Source organism: Paenibacillus sp. 7541 (assembly GCF_002276395.1).
In the GTDB taxonomy this organism is placed as follows: domain Bacteria; phylum Bacillota; class Bacilli; order Paenibacillales; family Paenibacillaceae; genus Paenibacillus_AQ; species Paenibacillus_AQ campinasensis.
The window spans coordinates 120,471-136,930 of the sequence record NZ_NQLZ01000001.1; the positions used below are offsets into that span (position 1 = coordinate 120,471).

At 50.8% G+C, this 16,460-nt stretch carries 15 protein-coding genes; 7 read left to right on the forward strand and 8 right to left on the reverse strand.

What is annotated here, in order from left to right:
• Positions 1 to 43: 43 nt before the first annotated feature.
• The 4 genes from CHH75_RS00615 to CHH75_RS00630 all read right to left on the reverse strand — a co-directional run bounded on the left by CHH75_RS00615 (position 44) and on the right by CHH75_RS00630 (position 3,350).
• Positions 44 to 928 carry a carbohydrate ABC transporter permease gene (locus CHH75_RS00615; RefSeq protein WP_095397171.1) on the reverse strand — a complete coding sequence of 295 codons (885 nt, stop codon included), beginning with the start codon at positions 926 to 928 and terminating at the stop codon, positions 44 to 46.
• 24 nt (positions 929 to 952) lie between these two features.
• On the reverse strand, positions 953 to 1,825 hold the full coding sequence (locus tag CHH75_RS00620; protein WP_176475412.1) for a carbohydrate ABC transporter permease: 873 nt from the start codon (positions 1,823 to 1,825) through the stop codon (positions 953 to 955).
• Positions 1,826 to 1,842: 17 nt separating this feature from the next.
• On the reverse strand, positions 1,843 to 2,541 hold the full coding sequence (locus CHH75_RS00625) for a glycerophosphodiester phosphodiesterase (protein WP_176475413.1): 699 nt from the start codon (positions 2,539 to 2,541) through the stop codon (positions 1,843 to 1,845).
• Between the two features lie 152 nt (positions 2,542 to 2,693).
• Complete coding sequence (locus CHH75_RS00630) at positions 2,694 to 3,350, reverse strand: GntR family transcriptional regulator (RefSeq protein WP_095397174.1); 657 nt, start codon at positions 3,348 to 3,350, stop codon at positions 2,694 to 2,696.
• Between the two features lie 231 nt (positions 3,351 to 3,581).
• On the opposite strand from CHH75_RS00630, the gene CHH75_RS00635 reads away from it, so the two are divergent.
• Both CHH75_RS00635 and CHH75_RS00640 read left to right on the forward strand, forming a co-directional pair.
• Positions 3,582 to 4,322 (forward strand): EcsC family protein, encoded by a 741-nt coding sequence (locus tag CHH75_RS00635; protein WP_095397175.1) that lies wholly within the window; start codon positions 3,582 to 3,584, stop codon positions 4,320 to 4,322.
• Between the two features lie 246 nt (positions 4,323 to 4,568).
• On the forward strand, positions 4,569 to 5,921 hold the full coding sequence (locus CHH75_RS00640) for a glycoside hydrolase family 64 protein (RefSeq protein ID WP_176475414.1): 1,353 nt from the start codon (positions 4,569 to 4,571) through the stop codon (positions 5,919 to 5,921).
• A gap of 65 nt (positions 5,922 to 5,986) precedes the next feature.
• On the opposite strand, the gene CHH75_RS00645 is transcribed toward CHH75_RS00640, so the two are convergent.
• Entirely contained in the window at positions 5,987 to 7,135 is a 1,149-nt protein-coding gene (locus CHH75_RS00645) for an MBL fold metallo-hydrolase (RefSeq protein WP_095266127.1), read from the reverse strand.
• Between the two features lie 279 nt (positions 7,136 to 7,414).
• Between CHH75_RS00645 and CHH75_RS00650 the strand changes: the two genes are divergently transcribed.
• Entirely contained in the window at positions 7,415 to 8,584 is a 1,170-nt protein-coding gene (locus CHH75_RS00650; RefSeq protein ID WP_095266126.1) for a S8 family peptidase, read from the forward strand.
• A gap of 487 nt (positions 8,585 to 9,071) precedes the next feature.
• On the opposite strand, the gene CHH75_RS00655 is transcribed toward CHH75_RS00650, so the two are convergent.
• The 3 genes from CHH75_RS00655 to CHH75_RS00665 form a co-directional block, all read right to left on the reverse strand.
• Positions 9,072 to 10,151 (reverse strand): glycoside hydrolase family 88/105 protein, encoded by a 1,080-nt coding sequence (locus tag CHH75_RS00655; RefSeq protein ID WP_095266125.1) that lies wholly within the window; start codon positions 10,149 to 10,151, stop codon positions 9,072 to 9,074.
• A 187-nt stretch (positions 10,152 to 10,338) separates the two neighbouring features.
• Positions 10,339 to 11,196, reverse strand: coding sequence for a formylglycine-generating enzyme family protein (locus CHH75_RS00660; RefSeq protein ID WP_483310900.1), 858 nt, complete (start codon positions 11,194 to 11,196; stop codon positions 10,339 to 10,341).
• A 225-nt stretch (positions 11,197 to 11,421) separates the two neighbouring features.
• Positions 11,422 to 12,882 carry a sulfatase family protein gene (locus tag CHH75_RS00665; protein WP_095397177.1) on the reverse strand — a complete coding sequence of 487 codons (1,461 nt, stop codon included), beginning with the start codon at positions 12,880 to 12,882 and terminating at the stop codon, positions 11,422 to 11,424.
• A 212-nt stretch (positions 12,883 to 13,094) separates the two neighbouring features.
• Between CHH75_RS00665 and CHH75_RS00670 the strand changes: the two genes are divergently transcribed.
• The 4 genes from CHH75_RS00670 (at position 13,095) to CHH75_RS00685 (ending at position 16,422) form a co-directional block, all read left to right on the forward strand.
• Positions 13,095 to 13,886: a helix-turn-helix domain-containing protein gene (locus CHH75_RS00670; protein ID WP_255222921.1), complete on the forward strand. Its 792-nt coding sequence runs from the start codon at positions 13,095 to 13,097 to the stop codon at positions 13,884 to 13,886.
• A 171-nt stretch (positions 13,887 to 14,057) separates the two neighbouring features.
• The gene (locus CHH75_RS00675) at positions 14,058 to 15,002 is read left to right on the forward strand and encodes an ABC transporter ATP-binding protein (protein WP_095266121.1); all 945 of its coding nucleotides are present in this window, start codon (positions 14,058 to 14,060) and stop codon (positions 15,000 to 15,002) included.
• Positions 15,003 to 15,004: 2 nt separating this feature from the next.
• Positions 15,005 to 15,742: an ABC transporter permease gene (locus tag CHH75_RS00680; protein WP_095397179.1), complete on the forward strand. Its 738-nt coding sequence runs from the start codon at positions 15,005 to 15,007 to the stop codon at positions 15,740 to 15,742.
• Positions 15,739 to 16,422: an ABC transporter permease gene (locus tag CHH75_RS00685; protein WP_095397180.1), complete on the forward strand. Its 684-nt coding sequence runs from the start codon at positions 15,739 to 15,741 to the stop codon at positions 16,420 to 16,422. Before CHH75_RS00680 ends, CHH75_RS00685 begins: the two co-directional genes overlap by 4 nt.
• Positions 16,423 to 16,460 lie beyond the last annotated feature (38 nt).

Genomic DNA, 16,460 nt, shown 5'->3' on the forward strand with positions numbered 1-16,460 from the left:
CATGTGTACTGTAGCCTCCATTTGACTTAGATCAATGACGAACTTATTTCACACCTGTAAATGCTATCGATTCCTTGAGGCGTTTACTGTTCAACATAAACAAGATCAGAAGCGGCAGCGCCAATATACAGTTTCCTGCCATGACCACATTCCATTTCGAATTACCTTCCAGCCCTTTCAGGTTCGCAACGCCAAGCGGCAAGGTTCTCAGTTCCATCGTATTGGTCATGACCAAAGGCCAGAAATAATCATTCCAATGCGTAATGAAGCTCAGCAGCATCACGGTGACGACAGCCGGTTTGATCATCGGCAGCAATACATGATACATCGTCCGTCCCTCTCCAGCTCCATCGATCTTGGCCGCTTCAAACAGCTCGTCCGGAATTTGCAGTATCTGTTGACGGAGCAGAAAGATGCCAAATGGCGTCACAACAAACGGCAGGATCAACGGAACGAGAGAGTCAAGCAATTGCCACTCGCTCATCATGAGGTAAAGCGGCACGAAGGTAAGCTGGGACGGAATAATCATCGTCAGCAGCACGAGCAGAAACAGAAATTCCTTTCCCGTGAAACGGTATTTGGCAAACACATAAGCAGAGGGTACTGCCGTGATGAGCTGTGCCGCCAAAATAGCCGCCACGATGACTACGCTGTTGGTCAGGTAGGTCCCAAACGGCCCTGATTGCCACACTTCCGCGAAGCTCTGAAAGTTCCAGGTCTGCGGCATAAGCGTCGGCGGAAAGATGAGCGCCTCTTCCGGGCTTTTCAGAGCGGTGAGTACCATCCACAGAAAGGGAAACACGAACAGGATGGCCAGCACCGACAAGAGGATGCTTTCGATGGCTAAGCCGGCATGCTTTCTTAGCTTGAACACAAGATTGCGTGATATTTCAGGTTGCTGGACGGACGTTCTTCCTACACGATCCATCGTTTTCCTCCCTCCTGTCCGGCTTTATTGATAGTGCACCTTGTTAGATATGAACCGGAAATACAGTGTCATCATCAATGCCAGGATCAGCATCAAGACGATGGACACGGCGCTGGCAAAGCCAATCTGAAAATGACGGAACGCATAATCGTAAATGAAAAACACAATCGTTGTCGTCGATCCTGCCGGACCGCCGTTAGTCATGATCTGGATCGTATCGAATACCTGGAACGATGCTATCGAAGCGATGAAGAACAGGAATAATAACGTCGGTGACAGCAGCGGAAGCGTAATTTTGAAGAAGGTATATACGTTGGGACGCGAATCCAGCTTGACGGCTTCCTGAATTTCATTCGAAATGCGCCCGAGCCCGCTCAATATAATCAAGGTGAAGAACCCTACTGACTTCCAGATCGAGACGATGGCCACCGAGAGCATGGAGGTCTTCGAGCTGGCGATCCAATCGCTCTGGGGCAGATTCAACCACCCAAGTATATAGTTGAGCAGTCCGATCGACGGGTCCATTAACCATAACCACACCATCGACACAGATACGAGTGAAATGATGTGCGGCGTGAAGATTGCACTGGTGGCCAGCTGATGAATGAAACGCTTTTTGAATAGCCATAGAGCCAGCAGCGTTGACACCAGAATCGTGCCCGGTACGGTCAGAAGGAAGAATATAAAGGTATTCTCTAGCATCGTATAGAATCGGGCATTATTCACAATATTCATGTAATTCTGGAGACCGACAAATTCAATATTGGGATTGATCAAATCCCATGATGTAAGGCTGAGGTAGACCATATAGCCTAACGGATACAAGGCAAAGACCGCGAGCCATACCATCGTTGGCAGCAGTAATACATATGGAAAGACCGTCTTGAATCTGGTCATGACCTTCTTCCCCCGTTTCACGCGTTCACAAGCGATTTGTATAACTCCAGCTCTTCTGTGCAGATCAGCACCCGTGGATCCGCGATGAAATGGCGAAGGTCTTCTTCCCGGTTGACGGTTGCTGCGCCTGGCGAAATCCCGTGCTTCTCGCATTCATCCACATAATCCGGAGTGATATACCGGAAATAGAGCCCGATGCTCTTGGATTTCAATTCCTTGGCAAACTCGAAAATGCTAGGTGTTCTTCCGAATATGAGCGGCGTTAGCGGGATGTGCTCGTCCACCGAGCGGCATTTGACAAGACTGTAATGGTCAATCGATGACAGGGTCGCCTGATCATACGTATCTGTCTTGCGCAGCAGTTCGATCACTTTCTCTTCGAGACCCGGATACAGATGGCCAATCTGCTTCAGCTCGATATGCATCGTCACCTTTCCTTTCAGTGCAAGCAGCACTTCTTCAAGAGATGGTATGCGTTCATCCTCTTCAATCTTGAATTGCTTTAATTGCTCCCAGGTGTACTGTTTCACCAGTCCGGTCGCATTGGTCGTCCGATCAAGCGTAGGATCATGGATCACGACTGGCACGCCATCTTTTGTCATGTTGACATCAAACTCGATTCGTTTGAAGCCGATGCGATATGCTGACTCAAACGCCGATAACGTATTTTCCGGATAATTTCTCAAATCACCGCGATGTGCGATCCCTCTTTCCACATTCCTCATCCTCTCCACTTATGTTTATCTTGCATACAAGAATGGTATAACTTGAATGTAAGACAGGTGTTATCGTGAAATTATGATTGTGTAAATAAAAAACGACTTGCTCCCCCAATACTTGGGAACAAGTCGTTTCATGGTGAACGATACTATGGATTCTGGATTCGGCCGGTGCGCACGATTTCGTCCCGCACGTACCATTTTGCATCCAATAACGCTTTTTTGGCCGCGGTGTAGTCTCTTTCTCGCAGATGCATATAAATGTCATTGTGGCTTTTCTTACCGGTATAGGGACGGGATGGGTTATTGTATGACCGGTGGGATACAATGTAGAAAATGATTTTGTCCCGATAAAGATCAAATGTTTTTAAAATCACTTCATTATGAATGGATTCCAGAAACGTTCTCATCATGGATAGTCCGCTTTCGTAATATTCACGGAATTGCTTGCGCTCGCTGGCCGCTATCATCTGATTCAAATAGCGCTCCATCGTTTGCAGATCGACCGGCTCATCATATTGCTCCACCACTTGCAGCGCAAAGAGATACAGCGCGGTAAGCAGATCAAACATATCGAACAATTCATTGATATCGATGCTGTTGACCCGGATTCCTTTCTTGGTCAAGGTTTCGACAAAACCTTCCTGTTCAAGCAGCCTGATCGCATCGCGAATCGGTGTGCGGCTCATATTCAGCTGCTGTGCCAGCTCGTTCTCAGAGAACAAACTTCCGGGCAAAAATTCTGCATTCAGAAGCTTCTCCCGAATCGTGCGATATGCGACTTCAACCAGAGGCAATTCGGACATTTCCTTTACTCCTTCAATTATATTACCAATTCTCTCATTCTAGCATACAAACAAGTTGGACAACAGCACTGTTTCCAAAAGCCAGAGAAATGGCTTGTATTGGTACAAGGAAGATCGATGCTGGACTTTAGTCGAGGTCACCGTCCTCCTATGGTCTGTTTCGCTGCATGCACCCGATCCGTTACAATATAAACCAATGTAATCATTATGACGGTTGTAGGAGCGATGAACATGAATTACGAACATAAAGTGCAGAAGGAAATTGACACCTGGGAACAACAGATGTTTAAATCGCCGGGATGGCTGGAGAAAACGTCCAAAAACATCAGCAACCGCATCAATCTGTTCATTCCTTCCAAGGTGCACAACATGATCACCACGACCATCCGTTCCATTGTACGTACGGCGCTGTTCGGTGCGGAATATACGCCTGGCCGTCCGGTGGCGCGCGCGCTGGATCTGGAACAGGCTGATCAGGAGGCAAGAGAACGGTTTGCCCAGTTTCAGAAGATCGCCGTCGCTGAAGGTGCCGGTACAGGCGCTGGCGGCATCATGCTGAGCATGGTGGACTTTCCGGCACTCATTGCCATTAAAATGAAGTTTTTGTTTGAGCTTGCGCATGTCTATGGTTATGATACCAAACATTTTGCCGAGCGGGTGTTCATCCTCAAGGTATTTCAAATGACATTTGCAGGACCGAACAGCCGTGCCGAGCAGCTGGAAGCCATCAAACATTGGCATCTTGAGAAGGACCAATGGAAATCCGATAGCGAATATTATAAGAACATGGACTGGGAGACGTTCCAGATCGAATACCGGGACAGCATGGATTTTCGGAAAATGCTTCAGATGCTGCCAGGGATCGGTGCCTTCGCTGGTGCGTGGGCGAATTATACGATACTGGAGGAACTGCGCGAATACGCCATGAATGCTTACCGTCTTCGCTGGCTGCAGGAACAATCGGGACTTTGAACGGCTCAAGGTGCGGCTGGCTAATCACAGGGTTAGCCGGCCTTTATGATGAGGCTTGTCCCCACCGTACCCGAAATTTTGAACCCTATACCGAAATACCAGTAATACAAAATATTGTAAAATATGATTACAATCTTTGTTGTAAGCGCTTTATAAACTTCTCTTCCAGCTAAGGAGTGATGTTATTCCGCGTACCTGTTCTGTTGAACCCTGTTTTATCAAAATGAATGACAAGGAGGAAATCTAATGATCCGCGCAAAAATGTCGTCCCTGCTGCTTCTGTCATTGCTGCTCGTCTGTTCTACGCTCTTCATTCCAAAGGTCGAAGCTGCTGACTACACTCAGGGTGTTGATGTGTCCGGAAGCACCGCTACGATCTGGTTCAAATCCACGGTCAACACAAGCTGGGTGGATGTGCATTACACTGTAAACAACGGCGTGCAGCAAAACCTCAGAATGACGTATAACGGCGGTCAAGCCCGTTACGAACAAGCCGTCCCCGGCATCGCTGCCGGCAACGTCATTCGGTATTCGTTCACTTATAATAACGGAATCCCTGCTTACGACACCGGCACCTTTACTTACACCGTAGGTACAACACCGCCGCCTGTCCCGTCTTCCGGCTCGATCTATGACATTCATCCGTCCTCGATTCCGATGCCGCCAAGCGGCGCTGTATCGATGAAGATCATGAACGGAACCAACGGCGCGTATGCCGACTCACAAATCTATTGGGGCGTGCTTGGCATCAATCCGGCCAACGGCCGCTGGAGCTACCTGGACCTGAGCGGAAATCTGATCCCGATCTCCAGTGCACTGAATGATGCGCCGGGCCATTTAACGAAGAACGGAATCAACTATGCAAACATTTATCACAAGGTAAGTGATGCCAACTGGGTCACTTTGCCTCAGATAACATCAGGCCGAATGTTCCTGAGCGTGAACACCCCGATGTACCTGAAAACGTTTGACGATGGCTTTGCCGGTCCGGACCTGAACAATCCGACAGACCCGAATCGCGATATTATTTTTGATTTCGTTGAATTTACAATTGATCATGCGGGATACCATGGTAATACGACCCGTGTCGATGGGTTCGGTTTCCCGATCCAGCATCGCCTGGTGAACATATCCGGTTCCTTCGATCAGACTGTGGGTGAATATGAATCTGAAACCCGCAGCGGCATTTTCGCCAAGTTCCAGGCCGAGGTTCCTGCAGAATTCAAATCGCTCGCTACGGTTCAAGCTCCATACCGCATCGTTGCGCCGATTCACGGTTCCTTTGCCCAGGGCGGAGCGAATGCCAATTATTTTGCCGGATACTCCCCTTACAGTACGCAGGATATCTTCCGCTGTGATGGCGCTTTAACAGATGCAGCGACCTGTGCAGCGATCAATCGTCATGTGTATACGAGCAATGACTGGAACAACGTGTCCAATTACTATAAAGGTACACCGGCTAACTATTACGCCAAATTCTGGCATGACCACAGCATTAACGGCCTGGCCTACGGATTTGCCTATGATGATGTCAACGGCCAAGCCGCTTATCTCGAAGTCGGCGACCCGAAAGGCTTGATCATTCGCGTTGGCTGGTAATCTCCTTAATCCTGCTGTTGACCGTCCCTCAAAAAGGCCGCGGATTTCCGCGGCCTTTCGTATGCCTATTCGGTTTCCAGCGCAGATCCATTCGCTCTGCTGCCCGTGCCTCGCCACCATACGGATGAGACATCCGTGTCGATCACTGATGCATTAGAAGACAGCGTAACGGGCTCCCCGATTTGGGGAGTGACAATGTCCACTTGTTTCTGCCGAGCCGCCCGGGTCACTCGTTCAATCGGTTCATTCCAGTCATGAAAAGCGAGTGTGAACCCGCCCCAATGAATCGGAAGCAGGCGCTTGCCTTTCACATCCAGATGTGCCTGCACGGTCTCTTCCGGCATCATATGAATATGAGCCCACCGATTATCGTACTGGCCGCACTCCATCAAGGTAGTATCAAAGGGACCGTACTTCTCGCCAATCTCTTGAAAATGTGGGCCATACCCGCTGTCTCCGCTAAAATATACCCGGCTCTCCTTACCGATGATGACCCAAGACGACCACAAAGTTGAATCCCGGTCAAACAGGCTGCGCCCGGAGAAATGTCTCGCCGGCGTACACACAAGCTGAAGTCCATCGAGTTCCGATGAATCCCACCAGTTGTGTTCGGTTATGTTCTCCTTCGGTATCCCCCACCGCTGCAAATGGCTCCCTAAGCCAAGCGGAACATAGAAGTGCCGCACCTTCCCCTTCAGCTTCCGGACCGAGTCGTAATCGAGATGATCATAATGATCATGCGAGAAAATAACGGCATCGATAACCGGCAGCTCTTCCAGATTGATCGGAAGCGCCTTGCTGTATCGCTGGTTGCCCAGAACAGGCAGCGGCGACGGCGATTTTCCGAACATCGGGTCCAGCAGAATCGTGCTTCCCTCCATTTCAAGCATAAGCGCCGAGTGACCAAACCAGGTGACACGGATTCCTTCCTTCTGCGGGATGCTTGCGGGATCCACCGGTTTCATCGGCAGCGGGGAAGCCGGTTTCCGGTTCGGATTGCTGTAAAGATAATCCTTCAGAATGGACATAAACTCCGATGCCCCCATGCTCATGGAGGTGGGAATTTGGTTGACGAACCGGCGCTGCTTGAAATTCGGAAGCTGCTGAAACTGCATTCGCTGCGCTTTGGGGACTTGTTGCCCGAAAGGCGGATAGTATTGTAAAAAAAGTGCGATGAATACGATAAACGCTGCGCATATCAGTAGAATGATCATGCCGTGGATACCCCTCCGTATCTTATAAGTGAATGAATGTTCGTTTATTTTATACGAAAAATAAACAGCTGCCGACCTGAAAGGCGATCGCTCCCCTTTCCAAGTCTCATGCAACGATCATAAAGGATCATTTTATCCATAGTCAAGTCGCTGGAATTATGCCGGATGACACGGCTGGTTGTCAGGCCAATTATACGGATCGTCCAAACCTCATCTGACCAAGCAACATATGAATATTCCGTACTCTAGTTTCTATCAAAACTTAGGGAGGAATTTCGTATGTGGTTATGGATTGGGGTATCAGCCGCAGCATTGATTGTGCTGGGGTTCTTGCTCTATCGGCTGTACAGTCAACACGCTGACCGCCAGTTCCCTCCTCACGTCGCTCATGAGCTTGTCGTCCGGTTTGCCGAAGGCATCACGCAGGAGCAGATCGATGCCATTCATAAGAAAGCCCGATGTGAGGTTGTAGAAACCAGCGAAGACCTCGGTTACACCCGAATTAAGTCCAAGCGCAGCATGCGCAGGATATTGAAGCATTACAGCAAGTTGAAAGAAATCGAATATGCAGAGCCCAACATTTTGTTTAACGCCTTTTACACGCCTAATGATCCTTACTTCGCTTTTTATCAGTACGGTCCCCAGAAGATCGAAGCCCCGGCGGCATGGGATGTCACCCAAAGCTCCCCGGATGTCGTCATCGCGGTTTTGGACACCGGCGTCCAGCTGGATCATCCTGAGCTCGCACCCAAGCTGGTTAGCGGATATGATTTTGTCGATGGAGATGCGGCGCCTTATGATGGCAATGGCCATGGCACCCATGTGGCAGGTATAGTAGCAGCGGCCACAAACAATGCCAGGGGCATTGCGGGTGTCGCGCCTCTTGCTTCGATCATGCCTGTGCGAGTGCTGGATAACAGCGGAAGCGGCAATCTGAGCAGCGTGGCCAGCGGCATCATCTATGCGGTGAATCAGGGCGCACGTGTGATCAACCTTAGCCTTGGCTCACGCTCCGCGGCGCAAACGCTTCAACATGCGATTCAGTATGCCTGGGATCGCGGTGTCGTTGTCATAGCTGCTGCAGGGAACGAAAATACCAATGCGCCGGCCTACCCGGCTTATTACCCGAACGTCATCGCCGTTGCTTCGACGAATCAGCGTGATGCCCGTTCCAGCTTCTCCAATTATGGTAACTGGGTTGATGTCGCTGCGCCGGGAGATCAAATACTGTCCACGCACTTGCGGGGGAATTATGCTTACCTGAGCGGAACTTCCATGGCAGCCCCACATGTCGCCGGAGTCGCCGGGCTGCTCGCTGCGCAGCAGAGAACCCATCTGCAGATTCACAATGCGATAGTGGAAACGGCCGATCCGATCCCGGGGACGGGGACGTTGTGGAGACATGGCCGGGTCAATGCTGCCCGGGCTGTGCAGATGCCCATATCTTAGGCTTCGCTTACAGCCAATCTCCCATTTTCTCACCGGAATTCGCTCCTCGTAGGATGAAACGATGAAACGGCAGAGCCCCAACCCGTTAAGGGTTAGGGCTCTTTCCAAGGTTCTCCCCGCATTTGTGCCTCTGTAAGCTTTGTATCATTATCCCGTCTGATCAGGTAACACAGAAAGCTGCTTGAATCGCGCCGATTTTTTCTCGCTCAATTCATCTACGCTCAATTCATCCGCGCTTTAACTCTCGATCCCTCTTCAAACTTTTTGATGGATCCTGATCAGTCCTGAACTAAAACGAACAGCTCCCGATGAATTCTGATACTTTCTAATACATTTAAATTCCATGAACTACTCGAGATCAGCTTCGACATTCTAATGAATCTAAAGGAACCCTGTGCCTCGCCCCCGAAATCCCCGTCCCCTGAACCAAAGGGATAATGAAGCTAAGGCAGCCGGAGAAGGTATCCAAGAACTGAATCTGTATGGATTAATTCACTTGATCGCTGCTATGGTTGTGCTCCCGATCCACCTTCGATTCGACAAGCTCGATCACCGCTGCCAGGAAGGCAAGCACAAGCCCCTGCCCCCATCCTTGCGCCCATTTTCGGTCAATGCTGAGATATCCCTCAATATCGTTCATGACCGCTGTTCCCCCGGACACGTTCAAGACCCGTCCATTGTCTGCAATATTGGCGAGTACACCGTCCAATGCTTGGCGTACGTATTTCGCGTGCAGCGGGTTGCCCTGCATGACCATTGCAGCCGCGATCCCTGCTGTGGCGGATACTTCTCCGTATGCTCCCGGGTAATCGAGCACAGTGCCCCACAGGCCGTCCTCATGCTGAAGTCGTTTGATCGCTGCGAGCTGATCGCGCAATGAGCTCCATATATGCATCATGGGAGGGTACAGATAGCCTTCCGGAAGGCCCCCTGCTGCGCGCGACATCGTATAGGCTGCCCAGGCGTTAGCGCGCGCCCAATGGATCCCGGACATATGATCCTGCGTGACATGATTGTAGCCATGGTACCATAGGCCGGAATGCTCGTCTTGCAGGTAATGGATATGACGTTCATATTGATGCAGCGCGTCATGGATAAGCTCTTTCTCCCCGAGGTGCACACCGACACGCAGTTCCAGGTATGCCGCCATGAACAGCGTATCGGCCCAGCACTGCTGCGGAAAATCATTGTTAGACGACACCGTATGCTGGAGAACCCGATCCCCGAAACGCAAAGCATGAGACTGCAGATAGTCCATCTTGCTCAGCAGGATATCCAGATATTGTTGTTCTTTCGTATGTTCATACAGGGTGAGCAGCATATGACCCATTGCGCATGTGTTCACCGTCCACTTCTCCGGTATGCCTGCTTCTACATATTCCTGAACCCACTCCGCCATCCGCTCCAGGCAGGACTGATCGCCCGTTACATCGAACAGCCTGCTGACACCATAGAACGCAACACCGCCTGGCCAGTCCCAAGTTAAATCCATCCCGAACGTATAATCTGCAACACGCTTTGCCGTCTGCTTTAAATCTTCGGCCGTCATTTCCAGTTTCAGATTCATCATTGTCCTCCAATCGTTATAGAGCCCTGCTTGCGAAAGGAACTCACCGTAATCGTTACCCACCCATAACCTTGAATTCTCTTAATTATATGTTCGATAAACTAGCAGATTTGACCTGCATGCCATCAAAAAAGACTCCCCTCCCCTAGGGGACGAGAGCCTAAGCTTGCGTATCAATTCAATTCAATTAGCCTTTTATCCCCATATCCCTCACAACGCGGAAGCCGCAGTTCCCTGTTGAGCTGTCTGGCGTATTCCCGCTTCGAGCCGCAACCCGGTACCGATTACAATAGGATCGGTGGCACAGATACGATCCGCCGCGCATGGACCTTCTGCCGGTGGCCTCTGAGAAATGCGGATTTACGGCAGATGTCTGTCGATGATAGGTCGGACTGAACCAATCGCTGCACCATTCCCAGACGTTGCCGGACAGGTTGTATAGTCCGTAGCCATTTGGTGAATAGGCATCCACCGGCGCAGTACCGACATATCCGTCGCTGGCGTTGTTTTTGACCGGGAATTTCCCCTGCCATATGTTACACTGAAACTTTCCATCCTGCTTGAGCAGATCCCCCCAAGGATAGGTTCTTCCTTCCAGCCCGCCACGTGCTGCATACTCCCACTCCGCTTCCGTCGGAAGCCGCACGCCGGCCCATCGGCAATACGCCATCGCGTCATTCCAGGAGATGTGCACGACCGGATGATCCATCCTCGCTTCGATATTGGAGTCCACACCCTCTGGCGCCGCCCAGTATGCCCCTTCCACGACCAGCCACCATGGCGTATCTTGCGGCACCTGTACTACCTTCGCTTTGGTCTGCTCTGATACAAACATTTCAAAGACAAACGACCACCCGAACGTCTCGGCCTCTGTCACATATCCGGTTGCCTCAACAAATCGTTGGAACTCTGCGTTCGTTACAGCATAAGGCGAAATTTCGAACCCGTCCACCGTCACCCGACGTGCTGGGCCTTCGCCATCGCTTGCAAACCCTTCTTGCGAATCTGTGCCCATCATAAACGTGCCCCCAGGAATGGCGATCATGTTGGTATGAAGATCCGAGGACACCTTACGATCACGATGTCCTTCTTGCCATATGACGGATTGATCCTTCGTATCGACTTCTGTCCGCTGCCCCGCGGATCTCGAACCGGCGCAGCATGAATGTTCTTCTCTCATGTTTGTCTCCTTCAACCCTTGGTACAGACGATGGACAACGATGCTGGTGCGAATGTTCCCGCTTCGATGATCGATAATCTATCATACCCTCTATACAAACTCCTGAGGGTGACGTCGCATCAGCTCCGGCACCACTTCGCCCCGGCCCGTATTCTTCAAGCGCTCGATATAGTTCGGGAGATGTCCCTTCGCATGATAAGGTCCTCCCTCTTTCATGACCGTCCACAACGGATCCACGTCAAACGGCATCGTGGACATCATCTGATCATGCCATTCGTTCAGCAGGTAGACGGCCTCCCTGCAGAGATCCGGTCTTTGAGAAGCCAGATTGTGCTGTTCATGAGCATCTTCGGTGATATGGAACAGCATCTCTTTGTCGAACAGGTGAAAGCCGTCGTGATACGTCCGAATGTATAGCCAATCCCCAAAACGAACGCTCCGCTGACAGACATGGGCACACTGGGACACCACGAGATACTCTCTACCGCTGCACCCGCCGCTTCGCAAGCTTTCGGCATAGCTCCTTCCATCCCAGCTTGGCGCAGGTGCCATATTCATGTATTCAGCCATCGTAGGCAGTTGGTCGAGATGATAATGCAAACCGCGATCTGTATGTCCCTTCACAATACCCGGGCCACGAATGATCATTGGAATGCGGCAAGTGCCCTGATCCGCTGTTCCGTGTTCGCCATAAATCCCAAGCTCCCCCATGTTCTCGCCGTGATCTGCAGTAATGATGACAACCAGGTCATCCATGACCCCTTTATGTTCCAGCAATTCGAAGATGGCACCGATATGCTCGTCCATGTGGCGAATGCCGCAATCGTATCCGTCAATCATCCTGCGAAGATCATCCATCGACTGAATCTCGCCAGGATGCCGCGGATAATCAGAGGATATATCATTATTATACATATTAATTTCGTTGGCTCCATGCGGCCCGACTTTCTTCCGGTGCTCCTCAAGCACCTCCTCTGTTATCCAGGCGGGCAGTGGATCGTGTTCAAAAGGATTCCCTAGCGATTCGGGTGCACGGTACGGTGTATGTGGATCCCAGAAATTCAAGTACAGCATCCAATTGTCCTCATCCGCATGCCGCTCCAGCCAGTCCAGGGCAACCGGTGATACTTCCTCCGCAGATTCCATGCCGCCTTTACCTGTATTATACATTTCATTGAATCCCGCGTAGAAGGTCCATGCTGAATGGCGTTCTCCGAACGGGCTGATCAATGCGGTCTTCATGCCGGCTCGGCGGAACAACGCTGGAAAACTATCCGAAGCCAGCTTGTCGCGGAAATCCCGGGTCTTGCCCTCGTGCCGCACATCGGCTGCTGTGCCTCCATGGCCAACAACGCCGTTATGAATACCGAATCTGCCGGTCATTAACGCGGTTCGTGAAGGAAAACAAGGTGCGTCAGAGGTATAGTAATTGTCAAAGCGCACCCCTTCCGCAGCAATTCGGTCAATGTTCGGGGACGTATTGCGATGATAACCGTAGCAGCCAAGATGATCCGGTCTGGTCGAATCCAAATCCAATAATAATACTCTCATAGGCACATCGTTCCTTCCTGTTATCGTTGCTTGAAATTATAGATCGCGAAGCAGGCAGCGTCGATGTACATTTCATCTTTTTGTTGTACGATTCCCATACGATTTCATTCCGAAAGATGACTGAAACGAACGATTACCTACTCAGAGCTTGCAAGGTTATGCTAGTCTTAAGGTATAAAATCACTGCGAGGTGCTCAAATGTGTTCCAATTGATGAGCGTAAATTTTGACGATAACATCCCGAATTGGCGGACGCAGCTGGAGACGATTGCGTACAATGTCCTTGTTGTGGTGAAGAGTGGCAAGGTGAGGTACGAAATCAATGAAGAAGAAGTGATTGCGGAACAAGAAGACGTGCTTTTTATCCCGCAGTCAACCAGACGAAGCGGCGGTAATTGGAACGTTACCGTACATCAGAAGTTTACCGTGTTATTTACGCTGGATCACCCAGCGTCTACAGGCATCCCTTTTCTGGATGAGGGCCGATTTATGAGAATGAACCTGTCCCATATCCAATATGCTTACCGCCGATGTGAGCGCTTGTACGAGGAAATGCGGGGTGGAAAAAGCTACCGCACGTTGATCTGCCAGGGCATTATGCAGGAGCTGATCGGCATGCTGGCCCGCGAGCTTGACAAGACGGAGGTAGCACCGAACAAGCGATACTACGCGGACTCCATCAAATCGTATCTGCTGGAGCATTACCGCGAACCTGTCGAAATCGAGTCGTTATCCAGATTAATCCAGCGTTCGCAAGGCTATACGGCTGCCCTTTTTAAGGAGGTATACGGCCTTTCTCCCATTCGCTATATGCACCAGCTGCGCGTGCAGGAAGCGTGTCGCCTGCTGCTTCATTCGGATATGAGCATTGCCCACATTGCCCAGTATTTGGGTTATTATGATACATCTTATTTTTATCGCATGTTCAAAAAACAGACAGGCTTGTCGCCTTCCAGCTACATACACCAAATGGATCTATCGGATGAATCCATTCTGTTCACGTAAGTTCTTTCTCAGTGTCATGGTCCGCGGGGTTCTGGACCGGTATAATCGGCCATCGCCATGCTTCTATGCGTTACCGAACTTCGGGTTTGATTTCGTTACAAATGTAACTATGAAAGTCCCTGCTCCCTTGCCATAATGTTGTTAATCATGCATATGAGAGGAGAGAAATTGATGGCCGTTGCAGCAATGTCCGATATCGTGAAGCGGTACGGGGACCATCGCGTTCTGGATCACGTCGATATGGAAATTGGAGAAGGTGAAATTGTGGGGCTGCTCGGACCCAATGGCGCGGGCAAAACGACGCTGATTCATGCCCTGTGCGGGCTCATCAGAGTCGATTCCGGAACAATCAAACTGTTTGGCGAGCATCTGTCCGGAACGATGCTGGATATAAAACGGAAGATTGGATTGGTAACACAGGAGATTACCGTGTTCGAAGACTTAACGGCCCGCGAGAATCTTGCTTTCTTCGGAGGTATCTATGGATTGAAGGGAGCCGAGCTGAAGCGGCGGATTGCGGAGACGCTTGAATTCGTCGGACTAGAGAAGCAGGCGAATAAGAGCCCCAAGAAGTTTTCCGGAGGAATGAAGCGAAGACTGAACATCGCTTGTTCTATCATTCATGATCCGAAGCTTCTGATTATGGATGAGCCCACCGTTGGCATCGACCCACAGTCACGGAACCACATTCTTGAATCCGTGCAAACCCTGCAAAGCCGGGGCACGACCATCCTCTATACGACCCACTACATGGAAGAGGTACAGGCGATCGCGTCCCGGGTGCTCATTATGGATCAAGGTCATGTTATCGCCCAGGGAAGCATTGAGGAACTTGTGAGAAACCTGCATCACGAAGAGAAAATCAAGCTGGAGGTTATGGAGGTTACGGACGACCTTATCCGTGCCATTGAGCAGCTCGGCGGAGTCAAGCGGGTCAACAGAAGCGGATCGAAGCTGCAGATTATTTCACAGGCTGGGGCTGGAAATCTGGATCGCATCCTCTCCTTAGCCAAACGCGCGGGCGGCGTTATATCGATTCATGCGGATCAGCCTTCACTTGAAGACGTATTTCTCACGCTGACAGGAAAACAATTGCGCGACACCAAGGAGGATTGAGGATGCTGTTATTCAGAATGACCTACTTCTCCCTGCTCCGTTTAATTCGCGAGCCAATCGGCCAGCTGCTGCTCTTGGTCCTTCCGCTGATTATCATCAGCGTCATCGGCACGGTGATCACCGGTCCGATTGAAGGGATGGACGGGGTGCCCAGCATCGATTGGATGACAACGATTACGATCTTTACGGTTCAGTTCTTCGGCGGCACCTATCTTATGAGTTTATTGAACGATGATTTGCTGCAGACGCGAAAATGGCGTACGTACTCGCTCCCGATCCATGTTGCGTTCTACTCCTCTTCGCTTATCCTGGCCTGCGCCTTATTCAGCACGCTTCAGGGCTTCGTTATGGTGTTGTTCACGAAATGGGTGTTCGGGGTGCAATGGGGTTCTCTCGGGTGGGTGATGCTCGTACTGGCCGTCTTTTCCTTATTCGCGCAGTTTATCCATCTGGCTTTGGTACTGTCGATCAAAAGCTTTAAGCTGTCTGAACGTGTGTCCGAAATCATCGGGCTCGGCCTGCTTGTCTTAACGGGGTTAATGTTTCCGCTGCCGGACCATGCATTTTTTAACTGGATGTCCTCCTACGGCAATCCGGTAATGCTTGGACAGCGGGCTGTAACCGGGATGCTGCCAGAGGGCGATGCAGCGAGGGCAGGCGTATCCTTAGCCTTGCTCGCAGGAATCACTGCGTTCTTTATGATCATCAGCTTCATTCTAGGAAGGAGGAGGCTCGGGTGACGATTTTCGCCTTTGCACTAAAGCGGAGCATTCGCAGCTGGGGAAACTTGCTCTTGCTGCTCGGCCTGCCGATGGTGGTCATCCTGCTTCCCCGGGGTTATGACGGCTATCCTTTGGGGTTTCAATTTTACGGAATACTGCAGCTCTTCTTCGCCTCTAAGCTGGTCCATATGATTATGGAGGACCGAAAGAACAAAATACTGAATCGGATCGGCGTTGCACCGATTACACACGCTGCCTACACTGCTCAAAATCTGCTGGCCTTCTCCCTGCTGCTCATCGTCCAGTCCATCCTGATCGTTGGAGGCGGATGGCTCTACCATGGCCCGGATCTCGGAAATCTGCTTCAATTATGGATGATCTTCTGTTTCTTCGCCTTCACCGCCATCAGCTTCTCGCTTGCTTGGTGTTCCTGGTTCCGTCATCCCGATGCTTCTGCTGCCGTCATGCTCGGCATCATTTCCATCATGGCGGTGCTTGGCGGGACTCTGATCCCTCTCGAGGTCTCGCCGGAACCGCTGCAGCGCATAAGCAAGATCGTCCCCACATACTGGCTGCACTATGGAATCGATCTTGCGGCAGAGAACAGGCCTTGGAAGCATCAGCTGACACCGCTGCTTATTCTGATCCTGTTTACGGCTGCCTTCCTGTTGATCGGAAGCCGTAGAAGGCTCGCTTAGGAAGATATGATACGATGTAGGAAATAAGAATGCTTTCC